We start from the raw sequence: 13,923 nt of genomic DNA, 5'->3' as shown, positions 1-13,923 counted from the left end.
TATAGCGAACGGGGCAGCGCCCGGTACCGATTGACGGGCCATTCTACCGCCTGGAAGTCGATTTTCGCAGTGGTTGGCAAACTAAAAATATTAAGATATGGTTTCATAGGTTTAGATTTCTACCAATAAGACCGACCAAGGAATCCGCCATGCAAACCAAACTCCTGATCAACGGCCAGTTGGTCGACGGGCAAGGTAGTCCGTACGCCGTGTACAACCCGTCCGAAGGCACAGTGCTGGTGACTATCGCCGAAGCCAGCGCTGCCCAGGTGGATGCTGCGGTGCAGGCCGCCGACCGGGCCTTCGTCGGCTGGTCGCAGACCGCACCCAAGGATCGCGCCCAGTTGCTGCTCAAGCTGGCTGATCGCATCGAAGCCGAAGCCGCCCGCCTCGCCCGCCTGGAGTCGCAGAACTGCGGCAAGCCTTACCAGGCCGCACTGAACGACGAAATCCCGGCCATCGCCGACGTGTTCCGCTTCTTTGCCGGCGCCAGCCGCTGCCTGTCTGGCTCGGCCGGCGGCGAGTACCTGCCGGGGCACACCTCGATGATTCGCCGTGACCCGCTCGGCGTAATCGCCTCCATCGCGCCATGGAACTACCCACTGATGATGGTCGCCTGGAAGCTCGCCCCCGCGCTGGCCGCCGGCAACTGCGTGGTGCTCAAGCCCTCCGAGCAAACCCCGCTGACCGCCCTGGCGCTGGGAGAGATCATGGCCGAGCTGTTCCCTGCCGGTGTGGTCAACATCTTGTTCGGCCGTGGCCCGAGCGTTGGCGAACCGCTGGTCAACCACCCCAAGGTGCGCTTGGTGTCGCTGACCGGATCCGTGGCCACCGGTGCACGGATCATCGCCAGCACCGCCAGCAGCGTGAAACGCACCCACATGGAGCTGGGCGGCAAGGCGCCGGTACTGATCTTCGACGACGCCGACATCGATGCCGCCGTCGAAGGCATCCGTGCGTTCGGTTTCTACAACGCCGGCCAGGACTGCACCGCGGCCTGCCGCCTGTATGTGCAGCAAGGCGTCTACGAGCAGTTCGTGAGCAAGCTGGGCGAAGCCGTGGCCAGCCTGCGCATGGGCCTGCAGGACGACCCTGAAACCGAGCTCGGACCGCTGATAACCCGCGAGCACCTGGAGCGCGTCGAAGGTTTCGTCGAGCGCGCCAAGGCCCAGCCGCACATCCGCCTGATCACTGGCGGCCATCGGGGTGCGGGCGACGGCTTCTTCTTCGCGCCGACCGTACTGGCCGATGCCCGCCAGGACGACGAGATCGTCCAGCGCGAAGTATTCGGTCCGGTGGTCAGCATCACCCCGTTTACCGACGAAGCCCAAGCCCTGGCCTTCGCCAACGATTCCGACTACGGCCTCGCCTCTTCGGTATGGACCCGCGACGTCGGCCGCGCCAACCGCCTGGCTGCACGCCTGCAATATGGCTGCACCTGGGTCAACACGCACTTCATGCTGGTCAGCGAGATGCCCCACGGCGGCATGAAACAGTCCGGCTACGGCAAGGACATGTCGATGTACGGCCTGGAGGACTACACCTGCGTGCGCCACGTGATGTTCAAGCACTGATTGTCGACTTTGGTCATAAAACATATAAAACCATAGGCAATATGGCATGGGTTCTGCTTCCACCCATGCCCGAGCCTGAAAACAGCCGCCAACTTTACCTTCCGGCACAGGCCGGGGGTTCGGGCTTACGAGGTGTGTCACCATGCTTATCACCGGCATCAAAAGCCGCCCGGTCTACGACCAGCTGCGGCCCATGTCAGGCGGCCTGCGCCACCTGATCGCGGGCCAGGGCAGCGGCGGCGCGGCTATGCTGCGCCTGATCGCGGACATGTCCCCCGCGCAGCGTGCCCACAGCACCCTGCTCTACTCCACCGAGTCATTCTCCGGCCACGATCACCTGCAGGCGCTGCAAGCCGCAGAAGCGGCCGGGCTGGACGTGTTCCCCAGCAACCAGGCGCTGATCGCCGCCCTGCGCGAACGCCTGGGCCAGGCCCACATGGGTACGCGCCTGTACCTCAGCGGCTCGGAAAGCTTCATCGGCACCGCCATGCAAGCCGCCAACGCGGTTGACCTGAACCGGGACGAAGTCCTGCGCGAACACAGCGGCACCCTGGTCCGCCGTGTGTGGTGCGCGCACTGCGACACCTACACCGAGAACGTCACCCAGCGCGTGTTCAGCTGCCCTGGTTGCCAGCTCGACCTGGTGGTACGCGACCACTATTCCCGCCGCCTGGCCGCCTTCCAGGGCATCAAGGCCGATGGCGAAGTCCCGGGCGAACTGCCAGCAGCCGAGGAGCTCGACACATGAATACCCACAACGGCACCCTCAGCGTGCGCGTCGCCCGCATCGAAGCACTCACCCCGGAGATCACCCGCTTCACTCTGGTCGACCCGGCCGGCAAGCACTTGCCGGCGTTTTCCGGCGGCAGCCACGTGGTGGTGGTGCTCGAAGACGGCGACAAGACCCACCGCAACGCCTACTCGCTGATGAGCTCGCCCTACGACTCCAGCGCCTACCAGATTGCCGTGCGCCGGGTCAGCGATGGCCGGGGCGGCTCGCGCTACCTGCATGACCGGGTCGCTGAAGGCGACCTGCTGCAGATCCTGCAGCCCGCCAACCTGTTCCCGCTGGCCAAGCACGCCCGCCAGCACGTGTTTATTGCCGGCGGCGTGGGCATCACCCCGGTCTACTCGCAACTGGAAGAACTGCAACTCAAGCAGGCCACCTTCGAGTTGCACCTGGCCGTGCGCGGCCCCGAGCACACCGCCCTGGGCCTGGAGCTGCAGGCACGCTACGGCGAGCGCGTGCATCTGTATGTGCAAGGCGTCGATGCGCGCATGGACATCCGCCACATCCTCGCTGATCGCCCGCTGGGCAGCCACGTGTATGTCTGCGGCCCGGACAGCATGATCGACGACACCCTCGACAATGCCCGCGCACTGGGCTGGACCGACAGCCACATTCACTACGAGCGCTTCGTCGAACAAGGCTCCAGCGGCCAGCCGTTCAGCGTCACCCTGGCACGCCAGGGGGTGACCATCGAAGTGCCAGCCGAACAGTCACTGCTCGAGGCCGCCGAACAGGCCGGCTACAAGGTGCCCTACCTGTGCCGCGGCGGTGCCTGCGGCTACTGCGAGACCGAAGTACTGGACATCGATGGCGAACTCGACCATCGCGATGACTGGCTCAGCGAGGAAGACAAGCTGAGCAAACGCAAATTCATGCCCTGCGTATCCCGCGCCAACTGCAGCCGCCTGGTCGTAGACCTCTGAAACAGGAAAACAACAACATGACCGTATTCAAGCCGATCGAATCCTACGCCGACGCAGGCCAGGGCCACACCTACAAGAACAGCCGCGAAGCCGTGCTGCGCCTGCCCTTCCCGTACCCGGAAGACCAGTACATGTACTCGATGAACGTCGAGCCGCACGTGCCGTTCGGCACCGGCGCGCTGCGCGGGCAGTTCGACATCGACGAGCACTACATCTCCGAGTGCCACCACCGTGCGCACACCCTCGACAGTCAGCCGGGCGTGCACTACGCCGCCCTGCCGCACATGATGGAAGCCCAGTGGGACCTGCTGGAGCTGCTGATGGAGTCGTACTCGCGCGACTACCCCGAACACTTCACCCTGGAGAAGAAAGGCAGCCAGTGGCACTGGATCAACCGCCCGCTGCAGATCGACCAGACCTTCACCTTCGGCGATGCCAGCACCTTGCCGATGGAGCCGATGGAATACATCACCCGCCAGGCCCAGGGCGAGTTCATTCTTCTCGAAGAGCGTGACGACACCCTGGTGATGGGCGCCGGCATGGCGACCCAGCGCGCCGACTACTCGCTGCGCTTCAACCTCGGCATGAGCTTCATGGAGTTCCACGGCCCGGTGCCCAAGCTGCATGAAATGGGCATCCTGCAGCGCGCGCTGAAGTTCCTCCTGCGCCTGCGCCCAGGCCACCCGGTGCGCCGCACCAACTGGTCGATCACTGTCGACCCGCGCCTGGAAACCTCCGCCGAAACTCTGCCCGACTGGGCCCCGGACCGCACCACCGTGACCGCCGAAAACGCCGGTGAACGGGTCAACCTGCGCATCGAGCTGCAGCCCCTGCACCGCCTGCCACGCAGCAACGCCGTGCTGTTCCCGGTGCGGACCTACCTGGTCAGCCTGCAGGAACTGGCCGAGTTCGCGCCGCAGTGGGCCAAGCGCATGCATCGGGTGATCCGCGACCTGGACCAGGAACTGGTCGACTACAAGGGCTTCACCCGCTACCGCGATGCCATGGTCAGCTGGCTGTCGCAGTACGACGACGGCACCCCGGTCGACGAAAGCCAGCAGTAACCCGTACCCTGCGCGCGCCTAAACCTGCGCGCGTCTACCCAATGCCGTGCCTGCCATTCAGGGGTTACCCCAATGAAAACAATAAAACACTGCTTGCCCGAGAGCTGGAGCCTGGTGTTCTCCGCCGCCGCGTCTGCCTACGGCGTCGGCCTGCTCGGGCTGTGGGCTTTGCCGTTCCTGATCAGCGCCATCATTCACGATCTGCAACTCAACGAAGCCCAGGCCGGGCTGCTGATGTCGGCCGAGTTCGGCTTCACCATGCTCGCCTCGCTGCTGGTCGCCCCGTTCATGGGCCGCGCACCGCGGCGCACCCTGGCGCTGGCCGGTACCCTGCTGGCGATTGTCGCCAACCTGATCAGCGCCAATGTCGACAGCCTCTATGCACTCGCGGCAGTACGCTGTATTGCGGGTATCGGCGCCGGCCTGGCACTGGCCTGTGGCAACGCCGCCGTGTCCAGCGCCAAGCACCCGGACCGGGTCGCCGGGCACATGAACGTGCTGTCGGTGGTGCTGATGATCGTGGTGATGCTGGGTTACGCCAAGGTCATGGCTGCCCAAGGCCTGCACGGCCTGTACTACGCGATGGCGGCGACCATGGCGGTGATGCTGCTGGCCATCCCGGCGATGGTCCAGCGCGCACCGCTTGCCGAACCTTCAATCCAGGCGCCTGCCGGCCAGCCAGGGGCAGGCAATATCCTGCTGAGCCTGCCGGCGATCTGCATGATGCTGGCGATGTTCGTGTTCCAGGCCCGCGACACCATGGGCTGGGCCTTCGTCGAACGAATCGGCACCATGGTCGGCTACAGCGGCGATGAACTGGGCGTGCTGTTGTCGTTCCAGTCGTTCGTCGGCCTGATCGGGCCGCTGATCGCAGCCATGGTCGGCAAGCGCTTCGGCATGAGCACGCCAGTGATCCTGGCGATTCTGCTGACCGGCGCAACCAGCCTCAGCTATGTGCTGGGCGAGCACTCCAAGACCCTGTACACCGCCGGGGTGATGACCATCTGCATCACCTACTTCTACGCCCTCAGCTACCTCACCGGGCTGGCTGCAGCGCTGGACCGCGAGGGCCGCGTGGTGGCTGCCGCCGGTAGCTTCCTCAGCCTCGGGCTGGCGGTGGGCCCGGCGATTTCCGGCGGGTTGATTTCGCTCGGTGGCTTCAGCCTGGCGGCCTGGGGTATCGGCGTGACGGTGGTGCTGACCTTGCTGCTGGTGGCGGTGCCGCTGGCCAGTATTCGGCGGGAGCCTGCCATTGGGGCCGTTGCTGTGGGGGTTTGATGATTTGAGCGTCGGCTCTTAGGTGTTCGCCGTTGGGGGCGTGGCCGAAGCGCTCTCGCTACGCGCCCACATCAATGAACGGCTCGACGCCGAGCGCAACCTGACCGATGCCACCCAGATCGGCTAGGGATAAGACAATTTTCACATCCACTTCACTATTGGGCCACAAAGCCGAGGATAAGGTGCAGCCAGCCTTGTCCTCGGAGTGGCAGCATGCTGGAAAATGTTATTGCGACGCACCCGCGTCTTGCGCGCCAGAAACGCCGTAAACAGCCTGTTGTCTGGCTGCTGGCGTTGATGCTGGCCTTCACGGCGTTCGGCCTCTGGCACGTGATGCGTACGCATGTCACCAACCTGGGCAGCTCACAATTGATGAGCGACCAGGGCGTCTACAGCGCCTGGAACAGCGGCAAGGTGATTGTTCTGATCCGCCATGCCGAACGCTGCGACCGCTCCAACCATGCCTGCCTTGGCGACCCTGCCGGCATCACCGTGGACGGCAGCCAGGCCGCAGCCGCCGTCGGCGACGGCATCCGCCGCCTGGGCCTGGCCAATGCCGATATCCTCAGCAGCCCGGAAGTCCGCACCCAGCAGACGGCCTCGTTCGTCTTCGGCAAGGCCATCGAAACCCAGGACTGGCTGGCGCGCTGTGACAGCACCTTTGCCAACGCCGCCCTGGCGCACAAGCGCGAGGGCCACAACCTGGTGCTGGTCACCCACAGCGGCTGCATCGACCACCTCGAACGCCAGCTGCACGTAGCTGGCGGCGAACGGGTTGCCGGCTATGCCAGTGCACTGTTCGTCAGCAAAGACAGCAACGGCAATGCACACTTGCTCGGGCAACTCAACGCCAACCAATGGCAGACACTCAACAGCAGCACAGGGAAGTAAGCATGCCCGTTTCTTCACGCACCACGTTCTACGTCAACAACTTGCTATTGCCGCTGTTGCTCGCCGCGATCACGTTCCTGCTGTTCGACCTCACCACGCTGGACCGCTGGATCAGTAACCTGCTGCTCGACCCGGTCAGTGGGCAATTCCCGCTGCTGCATGACCAGCTGTTCGAAAAAGTGACCCACAAATGGCCGCGCATCCTGCCGAACTGGACCGGCGAGGCGGCGATCATCGGCGCGCTGCTGTCGTTCATCTGGCCCCGTCTGGCCAACCACCCCGACGCGCTGATCACCCGCGGTCTGAATGCCGCCAGGATCAGCCCGGTACTGCGCTTTACCAGCCGTCATCGCCGCGACTTCCTGTTCGTGGTGGTGGCATTTGCCTTGAGCACCACGGTCATTCATTACCTGAAAAGCCACACCAGCGTGTATTGCCCGGTGGAGACCACCCTCTATGGCGGCCCCGAGGCGCACATGGAGTGGTACGAGAATTTCCGCTGGTTCAGCAAGGCGGGTGAAGGTCGTTGCTGGCCGGGCGGCCACGCCTCCAGCGGTTTCACCCTGCTGGCGCTGTACTTCGTGGCACTGCGTTACCGCTGGCAGCATGCGCGCAAGCTGCTGGTGGCCATCCTGCTGATCGGCTTCGTCTATGGCACCACCCGCGTGCTGCAAGGCTGGCACTACATGTCCCATACTTTCTGGGCCGGGATTTTCGTATGGTTGACCACCTGGGCCACTGCGCTGGGCTTCTACGGACGCGAGGCGCTTCAGGCTCCCGCCCGGGCCCCTTCGGACAAGAGGTCGGCGAACGCCTATGCTTGAGCAGTCCCACTGCTCAGGAACACCGACATGCCCACGCTCGAAGACGCCCTCCGGCAAAGCTGGCAACACAACGCCCGGGCCTGGATAGACGCGGTACGTGGCGGCGCCATCGAGAGCCGCCGGCAGGTCACCGACCAGGCGATCCTGCTGGCGATCCTCGGTCGCCAGCCCGAGCGGGTGCTGGACCTAGGCTGCGGCGAAGGCTGGTTGCTACGGGCGCTGGCCGATCGCGGCATCGAGGTGACCGGCGTGGATGGCGACGCCGCGCTGGTCGAGGCTTCGCGGGCCGCAGGCTCGCCGCACGTGCACCAGGCCAGCTATGCGCAGTTGGTCGCAGGTGAGGTGAATATCGGCAGCGGCTATGAGCTGATCTGCGCCAATTTCGCCCTGCTGCACCAAGACATCATCCCCTTGCTGACGGCCATGAAAGCCCTGCTGACGCCCGGTGGCGTGCTGGTGATCCAGACCCTGCACCCCTGGAGCGTGGCAGGCGGGGACTATCAGGACGGCTGGCGCGAAGAGTCGTTTGCCGGCTTTACCGGGGAATGGCGGCCGATGCCGTGGTACTTCCGGACCTTGGCCACCTGGCTGAATGCCCTGGACATGGCGGGGTTCAGGTTGCTGAGCCTGCAGGAGCCGCAGCATCCGCAGAGCGAGGTGCCGCAGTCGCTGCTGATGGTTGCCGGGTAGCCTGCCGGGCCAGACCTTGCGCTCAGCAGCAGTGTGATGAGCGCCACCACCTATGTGCTGTACTTCGGCTTGGTGGCACGCATCGGTGCGACCCGCGCCATCAGCAGCGCCGCCTGCCCAGTTAACGCTGGGCAGTGGCTTCGTCGGCAGGCGGGGTCAGCTGCAGCACGCGATTGCGCCCGCCTTCGGCGAGCAGGTAGCCACCCTTGCCATCGGCGATGATCGACTGCGGTGCCTTGAGGAAGGTCAGCACCACGTGCTGGGTGCCATCGGCTTCCACCCGCAGCAGGCGCGCGCGGTGGGTGTTGTCTTCGCTGATCCACAGGCCGCGCTGGTCGCACATCAGGAAGGTGGGATGGCGCAGGCCCTCGACCACCGCCGGGTCCTTACCGTCGTCGGACAACGCACGAACGATGCCGGTGCCCTTCTCGGTGTACAGCAGGCGGCCGTCGGCGCAGCGGGTCAGGCCTTCGGTTTCGGTCAGCCCCGAACGCAGCACCTCGAGCTGGCCGATGGCCCAGTCATAACGCATCAGCCGCCCATTGCCCTTGCGGTCTTCGATGGCATACAGATGATCGCCGTCGTTCCACAAGCCCTGCACGCTGTTGCCATCGAACAGGTGGGTGACCTGGCCATCGCGGGACAGGCTGACCGGCGCTTGGCCGCCTTCCTGGCTGAACACCCAGCCACCTTGCGCCGCGACCATGCCGTCGGGCTTGGACAGGTTGTCGATCAGCACCACGCGGTCGCCGCTGGCAGTGATCTTGAGAATGCTGCCTTTGCCGTCATCCAGCTCACGGCTGACCAGCAGGCTGCCGTCGGCCTGGGGCAGCAACGAAGCGGCCTTGGCCACGTCGCGGTGCAGCACCTCGACACGCCAGCCACTGGCGGCCTGCACCGGGTAGAACGATTGCCAGGCGAAAAAGCCCAGGGTGGCGGCCACCAGTCCGGTGGTGACAGTCAGGGCGACACGGGTGCTGCGCCGGCGCAGGATGGGCATGAACGGGGCTCCTTGAAGTTGGCCCGAATCCTAGCAAGAGGATTTGGAAATGTCGTCATCAGACGACACAAACACAAAAGGATATAAAAATAAGAAAATGATCTAACCAAATGGAATTAAAAAATTGAAAGCCAAACGTCACCTCCTTAGGCTGGGTACACCGTTTCCCACCCTGTTCAAGGAGCGACGCCCATGCCCTTCTCCCCTTTTCGCCGCCTGCTCATCGGCGGCCTGCTGGCGACCGTCGCCAGTAGCCTGCTGCCTTGGTCCAGCGCCTTGGCCGAAGACACCAAGACTCTGCGCATCGGTTATCAGAAATTCAATAGCATCAACATCCTCAAAGGCAGTGGCGCACTGGAAAAGGCCCTGGCGCCCCAGGGTGTGAGAGTCAGCTGGCACGAGTTCGCCGCCGGCCCGCAACTGCTCGAAGCGCTGAGTACCGGCGCCATCGACCTGGGCCACGCTGCCGACGCGCCATCGGTATTCGCCCAGGCTGCCGGCAAGCCGGTGGTCTACCTGGCCGCCGAACAACCTTACCCACGCGGCATCGGCCTGGTGGTGCGCGAGCAGGATCAACTCACCGCAGTGCAGGACCTCAAAGGCAAGCGCGTGGCCACCGGCCGCGGCTGGAACGCCCAATACCTGCTGGCGGTGGCCCTTGAGCAGGCCGGCCTGAGCTATCAGGACATCACCCCGGCCTACGTCAACAATGCCGCCGATGCCGTCGCCGCCCTGCAATCGGGCAGCGTGCAGGCCGTGACCTTGTGGGACCCGTTCCTCGCAGCGGCCGAAAGCCAGCCAGGCCTGAAGAACCTGCGCGATGGCAGCGGCCTGACCAACAACCGCACCTTCTACCTGTCCACCGCCGCTTTCGCCGACCAGCACCGCGACCTGCTGAAGACCTTCTTCAGCGAGCTGGGCAAGGTCAGCCAGTGGGCCAACGCCAAGCCCGCTGAAGTCGCCGCGCTGCTGGCACCGCAACTGGGCATCAGCGCCAATGTGCTGGAGGTGGCCAGCGAACGGCGCAACTATAACGCCGTGGCTATCACCCCGCAGATCGTCGCCGAGCAGCAGAAGCTGGCCGATACCTTCCAGGGCCTGGGCCTGATCCCGCACAAGTTGCAGGTCGCCGACGCCGTCTACCCGGCCTCTGTATTGCCGTGACCAGGGAGTGAAGGCAATGCCCCGCCACATCCGCTTCAACGCCTTCAGCATGAACGCTGCCAGCCACCAGTCCCCGGGGCTGTGGCGCCACCCGCGCAACACCAGCGTGGCGTTCAACCGCCTCGATTACTGGACCGACCTCGCTCGCCTGCTGGAGCGCGGGCTGTTCGATGCGCTGTTCATCGCCGACGTGCTGGGTATCTACGACGTCTACCAGGGTGGCCCGCAAGCCGCCCTGCGCGGTGGCGTGCAGGTGCCGGTCAACGACCCGTTGCTGCTGGTGCCGGCCATGGCCGGGGTCACCGAGCACCTGGGGTTTGGCGTAACCTTTTCGCTGACGTATGAACACCCTTATCCATTCGCCCGGCGCATGTCCACGCTCGACCACCTGAGCAATGGCCGGGTCGGCTGGAACATCGTCACCGGCTACCTCGACAGCGCCGCGCGCAATCTGGGCCTGGCCCGCCAGCTGGGCCATGACCAGCGCTACGACCTGGCCGAGGAATACCTGGAGGTGCTGTACAAACTCTGGGAAAAAAGCTGGGAAGACGATGCGGTGCAGCTGGAGCGTGAAACCGGCCGCTACATCGAACCGTCGAAAGTGCATGCCATCCGCCACGCCGGCGAGCATTTCCAGGTACCCGGCATGCACCTGTGCCAGCCCTCTCCCCAGCGCACCCCGGTGCTGTTCCAGGCCGGCGCCTCGGCGCGCGGCCAGCAGTTCGCCGCCCGGCATGCCGAGTGCGTGTTCATCAGTGGCCCGACGCCCACCGTGCTGTGTCGCTACGCCGACGGCATCCGTCAGGCCAGCGAGGTGGCCGGGCGTGGCCGTGACGAGGTGCTGATCTATGCCCAGGCGCTGCTGATCGTCGCGCCGACCACCCAGGAAGCCCAGGCACGCTATGCCGAATACCGCCGCTACGTTGATCTGGACGCCGCCCTTGCCTTGCTTTCAGGCTGGACCGGTATCGACTTCGCCGGCCTCGATCCGGATGCCCCCATCGAATACGTCGAGAACGATGCTGGCCGTGCCGCGCTGGCGGCGTTCACCGCCGCCGACCCGAACCGCCGCTGGACCGTGCGTGAAGCCGCTGAATTCGTCGGCCTGGGCGGGCGTGGCCCGGTATTGGTGGGTTCGCCCGACGAGATTGCCGACCAGCTGGAACACTGGCTAGACCAGACCGGCATCGACGGTTTCAACCTCACCTATGCGGTGCAACCGGACGACCTGGCCAACGTCGTCGACCTGCTGGTACCGGAGTTGCAACGCCGTGGCCGCTACCCGCTGAGCTACACCGACGGCACCTTGCGCCACAAGCTGTTCGGCCATGGCGACCGGCTGCCCGAAGCCCACGCAGGGCGCCACGTTCGCATTCAGTAACTGAATGTCGAGTATTTCAACATTTAATTTGTGGATGATGCGGACTGCCCCATATGCTGTCCGCACATCCCCTGCACGCACCGGCCGGTGTGGTCCAAGGCACGGGGAGAGAACAACAAGTCGAGACCGCTCATGTCGAACCACTCCTACTTCGCCCCCCACGGTGGGCACCCAGCTCAGACCGAGCTGCTGACTGACCGTGCCATGTTCACCGAAGCCTATGCCGTCATCCCCAAGGGCGTGATGCGTGACATCGTCACCAGTCACCTGCCGTTCTGGGACAAGATGCGCATGTGGGTCATCGCCCGCCCGCTGACCGGCTTTGCCGAAACCTTCTCGCAGTACATCGTCGAAGTGGCTCCGGAAGGCGGCAGCGAGCGCCCTGAGCTGGACCCGAACGCCGAAGCCGTGGTGTTCATCGTCGAAGGCGAGCTGGACATCACCGTCGAAGGCAAGCACCACACCCTGACCCCAGGCGGCTATGCCTTCCTGGCCCCGGGCGCCGAGTGGAGCCTGCGCAACAACAGCAAGGCCAACGTCACCTTCCACTGGCTGCGCAAGCACTACCAGAAAGTCGAAGGCCTGGCCGTGCCTGAGTCGTTCGTCACCCACCGCGACAACGCCACCGTCATCGAGATGCCGGGCACCGAAGGCCGCTGGGTCACCACCCGCTTCGTCGACATGGCCGACATGCGCCACGACATGCACGTCAACATCGTCACCTTCCAGCCGGGCGGCGTGATTCCGTTCGCAGAAACCCACGTCATGGAACACGGCCTGTATGTGCTGGAAGGCAAGGCGGTGTACCGCCTGAACCAGGACTGGGTCGAAGTGGAAGCCGGCGACTTCATGTGGCTGCGCGCCTTCTGCCCGCAAGCCTGCTACGCCGGCGGCCCAGGCAAGTTCAGCTACCTGCTGTACAAGGACGTGAACCGTCACGTGCACCTGACCCTCAACCCACAGCGTTGAGTTCAGACTGATGCCCGAAAGCCCGCCACCTGGCGGGCTTTCTGTTTGCCGCTCATACTGATAAGCCCTGCCCCTAGCGCGGTGCTCGCCATGAACCGCTGCCTGATGCTTGCCTTATTGCTTGCTTCCAGCGCCAGCCTGGCGGCTGATGACTGGAAGATCGCCTACGACCGCGAAGGTATCCGTGTGTACCTGGCCGCGGCAGCTGATTCGCCTTACCAGCAGTTCCGCGGCGTCAGCACCATGAAAGCCAGCGTGCGTACCCTCATCGACTTGCAGGAAAACCTGCGGGTAGCGTGCAAATGGCTGTATGCCTGCGAGCAGATGCGCTTGCTGGACGTGGATGGCGATAGCACCTGGGTGTACCTGACCACCAACTTGCCATGGCCGACCCTGCCGCGCGACATCATTCTCAAGGTCCGCACCGAACGTCTGGATGACGGCACCCTGGTACGGCACCTGAGCGCCGAACCGAGCCGCCTGCCAGAAGAGCCGGGGCTGATTCGCGTACAGCACCTCTCGGGCGAATGGGTGATGAAGCCGCTCGGCGAGCGGGAAACCGAGGTGACCTACCAGTTGCAGGCAGACCCTGCCGGGGACGTGCCGGGCTGGCTGGCCAACCGCTTCGTCGTCGATGCCCCGGTGGTGACGCTACGCACATTGCGTGCGGTGGCCGAGCGCCAACCCTGAGCAGCCCTTTCGCCCTGCCGCGTTTTCTGCGTCAAGGCTTGCCAGGACCTCGCTTGTAAACACAAGAAAACGGCAAGTGGTCTTTCCGGTGTGTTCGCCTGCCTGGCTGACACGCCACGCAGCTAGTCAGCGACGGGCTGTTGCGACCTGGCCGGGTTTACTGAACCACCCCGCAGGCGACACGGGCACCGCCACCGCCCAGCTTCTGCGGATGGTCACTGTGGTTGTCGCCACCGGCATGCACCATCAGTGCATGGCCTTTGAAATCGGTGGCTTTCAGACGAGGCGCCAATACCGGGTAGGTGGCCTTGCCGTCGGCGCCGACATACAGTGCCGGCAGGTCACCGCGGTGGCCACTGTCATCATAGGGGCCCTTGTGTGCGTTGGTGGTGTCAGGGTCCCAGTGCCCGCCCGCCGCGCCGGCTGGCACTGGCTTGCCGTTTTCCTCTGCCGCCGCGCACGAACCCTGCTGGTGCAGGTGGAAGCCATGTACGCCCGGTGGCAGGTCCTTGAGGTCGGGGGTGAGCACGGTGCCGTACTTGTTCTGTTCGATGCTGATGGTCCCGATCGACTTGCCCGGACCGTCCGCCCCGGCCAGCTTCAATTCCACCGTCTGCGCGGCCTGGGCGAGACCGGCGCAGGCCAGCAATGTGGTGAAGACTACTGCTTTCATGTCGTTTCTCCA

The 13,923-nt window shown here is 64.7% G+C and carries 14 protein-coding genes; 12 read left to right on the top strand and 2 right to left on the bottom strand.

The genetic code is table 11. From position 1 onward, the window contains the following. Window positions 1–149 precede the first annotated feature (149 nt). The 8 genes from BGP85_RS03860 (at window position 150) to BGP85_RS03825 (ending at window position 8,034) form a co-directional block, all read left to right on the top strand. Entirely contained in the window at window positions 150–1,574 is a 1,425-nt protein-coding gene (locus tag BGP85_RS03860) for a gamma-aminobutyraldehyde dehydrogenase (RefSeq protein WP_103447591.1), read from the top strand. A 142-nt stretch (window positions 1,575–1,716) separates the two neighbouring features. Further along, entirely contained in the window at window positions 1,717–2,322 is a 606-nt protein-coding gene (locus BGP85_RS03855) for a dimethylamine monooxygenase subunit DmmA family protein (RefSeq protein ID WP_103447592.1), read from the top strand. Beyond that, complete coding sequence (locus BGP85_RS03850; protein ID WP_103447593.1) at window positions 2,319–3,287, top strand: PDR/VanB family oxidoreductase; 969 nt, start codon at window positions 2,319–2,321, stop codon at window positions 3,285–3,287. Before BGP85_RS03855 ends, BGP85_RS03850 begins: the two co-directional genes overlap by 4 nt. A gap of 17 nt (window positions 3,288–3,304) precedes the next feature. Continuing rightward, the gene (locus BGP85_RS03845) at window positions 3,305–4,351 is read left to right on the top strand and encodes a heme-dependent oxidative N-demethylase family protein (RefSeq protein ID WP_103447594.1); all 1,047 of its coding nucleotides are present in this window, start codon (window positions 3,305–3,307) and stop codon (window positions 4,349–4,351) included. Window positions 4,352–4,423: 72 nt separating this feature from the next. Next, entirely contained in the window at window positions 4,424–5,629 is a 1,206-nt protein-coding gene (locus tag BGP85_RS03840; RefSeq protein ID WP_103447595.1) for an MFS transporter, read from the top strand. 213 nt (window positions 5,630–5,842) lie between these two features. Then, on the top strand, window positions 5,843–6,520 hold the full coding sequence (locus tag BGP85_RS03835; protein WP_103447596.1) for a lipopolysaccharide core heptose(II)-phosphate phosphatase PmrG: 678 nt from the start codon (window positions 5,843–5,845) through the stop codon (window positions 6,518–6,520). Window positions 6,521–6,522: 2 nt separating this feature from the next. After that, complete coding sequence (locus BGP85_RS03830) at window positions 6,523–7,344, top strand: phosphatase PAP2 family protein (protein WP_103447597.1); 822 nt, start codon at window positions 6,523–6,525, stop codon at window positions 7,342–7,344. 27 nt (window positions 7,345–7,371) lie between these two features. Further along, entirely contained in the window at window positions 7,372–8,034 is a 663-nt protein-coding gene (locus tag BGP85_RS03825; RefSeq protein WP_103447598.1) for a class I SAM-dependent methyltransferase, read from the top strand. A 121-nt stretch (window positions 8,035–8,155) separates the two neighbouring features. Here the strand turns inward: BGP85_RS03825 and BGP85_RS03815 are convergent, their stop codons facing one another. After that, window positions 8,156–9,034 (bottom strand): hypothetical protein, encoded by an 879-nt coding sequence (locus BGP85_RS03815; RefSeq protein WP_103447599.1) that lies wholly within the window; start codon window positions 9,032–9,034, stop codon window positions 8,156–8,158. 192 nt (window positions 9,035–9,226) lie between these two features. Here BGP85_RS03815 and BGP85_RS03810 point away from each other — a divergent pair, with 192 nt between their 5' ends. From BGP85_RS03810 to BGP85_RS03795, 4 genes are all read left to right on the top strand, one after another. Next, window positions 9,227–10,198, top strand: a complete 972-nt coding sequence (locus BGP85_RS03810) for an aliphatic sulfonate ABC transporter substrate-binding protein (protein WP_103447600.1) — start codon at window positions 9,227–9,229, stop codon at window positions 10,196–10,198. A 16-nt stretch (window positions 10,199–10,214) separates the two neighbouring features. Then, window positions 10,215–11,579 (top strand): LLM class flavin-dependent oxidoreductase, encoded by a 1,365-nt coding sequence (locus tag BGP85_RS03805; RefSeq protein WP_103447601.1) that lies wholly within the window; start codon window positions 10,215–10,217, stop codon window positions 11,577–11,579. 132 nt (window positions 11,580–11,711) lie between these two features. Then, a complete protein-coding gene (locus tag BGP85_RS03800; protein ID WP_027918838.1) occupies window positions 11,712–12,548 on the top strand; it encodes a bifunctional allantoicase/(S)-ureidoglycine aminohydrolase in 837 nt (278 codons plus the stop codon). Window positions 12,549–12,638: 90 nt separating this feature from the next. Further along, window positions 12,639–13,238 (top strand): START domain-containing protein, encoded by a 600-nt coding sequence (locus BGP85_RS03795; RefSeq protein WP_103447602.1) that lies wholly within the window; start codon window positions 12,639–12,641, stop codon window positions 13,236–13,238. A 157-nt stretch (window positions 13,239–13,395) separates the two neighbouring features. Here the strand turns inward: BGP85_RS03795 and sodC are convergent, their stop codons facing one another. Further along, on the bottom strand, window positions 13,396–13,911 hold the full coding sequence (gene sodC / locus BGP85_RS03790) for a superoxide dismutase family protein (RefSeq protein WP_103447603.1): 516 nt from the start codon (window positions 13,909–13,911) through the stop codon (window positions 13,396–13,398). Between the last annotated feature and the right edge of the window lie 12 nt (window positions 13,912–13,923).

It is taken from the genome of Pseudomonas putida (assembly GCF_002906855.1).
Classification (GTDB): domain Bacteria; phylum Pseudomonadota; class Gammaproteobacteria; order Pseudomonadales; family Pseudomonadaceae; genus Aquipseudomonas; species Aquipseudomonas putida_N.
The sequence above is the reverse complement of the archived record's forward strand: the minus strand, read 5'-3'. Positions and strand labels throughout refer to the sequence as shown.